This is a genomic window from Serratia microhaemolytica (genome assembly GCF_004011885.1).
Classification (GTDB): domain Bacteria; phylum Pseudomonadota; class Gammaproteobacteria; order Enterobacterales; family Enterobacteriaceae; genus Serratia_G; species Serratia_G microhaemolytica.
The window spans coordinates 1-1,490 of record NZ_SBEF01000112.1; the positions used below are offsets into that span (position 1 = coordinate 1).

General features: G+C 34.0%; 2 protein-coding genes and 1 pseudogene. All 3 read right to left on the reverse strand.

Translation table 11 applies throughout. The features are described from left to right. Window positions 1-240: 240 nt before the first annotated feature. A complete protein-coding gene (locus EOJ37_RS14165) occupies window positions 241-792 on the reverse strand; it encodes a hypothetical protein (RefSeq protein WP_127960509.1) in 552 nt (183 codons plus the stop codon). Window positions 793-946: 154 nt separating this feature from the next. Then, window positions 947-1,135, reverse strand: a complete 189-nt coding sequence (locus EOJ37_RS14170) for a hypothetical protein (RefSeq protein ID WP_127960510.1) — start codon at window positions 1,133-1,135, stop codon at window positions 947-949. A gap of 240 nt (window positions 1,136-1,375) precedes the next feature. Further along, window positions 1,376-1,490: pseudogene (locus EOJ37_RS14175) on the reverse strand (IS5/IS1182 family transposase); the annotation flags it as partial.

Genomic DNA, 1,490 nt, shown 5'->3' on the forward strand with positions numbered 1-1,490 from the left:
GAAAAATGTTGAATAAATGCATCAAGGTACATGATTGTCTCCCCAAAGAGAGTATAAGATCATGCTCTACAATTTACGTCAATACTGCCATTGCGTTGGTTAAAAAACATTCGTGATCTTGCCCTGGTATAAGATCACAACGAAAACTGATCGTCAAATCGATCCTTTTTGTTCAAAAAACACTCGTGATCTTGCCCTGTATGAGGGGATGGTTAAGGATTTTGGTAAAACTAATAAAAACTAAGATGTTATTTTATTTAGAAGAGAATGTGATTTATAAAAATGTTTAAATACTAGTAAATAATATACTGCTAGCATCGGGAAAAGGGAACCACAAAAAAGGAGTATTGATGCAGTTAGATTGTCTGGATTGTATGAAACTGTTGCAATTAATATTATATAAAATATTAATGCAAGCGAAATTTTTTTGAATTTTTCTTCTAAAGAAGTTATTAAGAAAATTAGGGTTACATCTTTTCTTTTTGCTTGTTGCTGCAGGGAAGTGATTTCTTTTTCTGTGAATTTATTTTCTAACATTAATTCAATCAGCGTTTCTGTTGGTATGTCCGGCATGTTTGATTTTGGTTCATCTACTTTAGGTATATTATTGTTTGTTACCTTCTTTAAAAGGAAGTATGATTTATATATATATTTCATCCCAACCATGGAGAATCCAAAATAGCCAACTATAAAAAGCAAAAAAGCCATAACTACTGATACGATTAAATCATCACCATGATATGAGCCTACAGCGACCCCTATAACAGCCATTGTTATATAAAAAATCAACACAAATATAAATCTTTTGAACTTACTTCCTAACAAAAGTGTTTCATAGGTTAGGTTTGTACCCAGGGCAACCGCATGAATGCATGAACTTTAACCAATGCAGTCGGTGTGTAGTCATAGGTGACCTGTCTAGAACCAGATTTGTGCGTTTAATGCTCTACATTAGTCTTTTTTCCATGCAATTATTGGTCAATAAACATTCGTGATCTTGCCCTGGGTTTGTACCTTCTCTTTCTGCTACTTTATTTAATTTAACTATTTCTTTTTTTGTGAATTTATTCTCCAACATTAGCTTCTGCAACATTTCTTTTGATATATTTAATGTTGGTATGTCTTTATTTGTCATTTTGGTGCTCAAATGAAAATCATCATGTGATATTGGTTATATGTTATATGATGTTTCTTGTCAAGAAGAGCTGATTTTTTCTGCTTATTATAATTGTATCCACGTGAGCTTTGAAGATAGTCACTCTAAGATCCTTAACCATCCCCTCATATGAACGAGGCATGGCAAGGCTTTTGAGGTATGATCTCCGTTATTGACCCGCGAATATCGAGCAGACAACCTCTATGCTTAGAGCCTATCTCAATAGAGTTTATTCCACACAATAAGTCCGCAGGCAAAATGCAACATGGCCTCGTAATTTTCAGCCTTTTTCTCCCAGCGAACCAATAACCGACGATATCGATTAAGCCAGCTA

What these genes read in the sequence shown, in the direction of transcription:
- EOJ37_RS14170 (WP_127960510.1), bottom strand. Translation starts at nt 1,135, where the DNA reads ATGACAAATAAAGACATACCAACATTAAATATATCAAAAGAAATGTTG.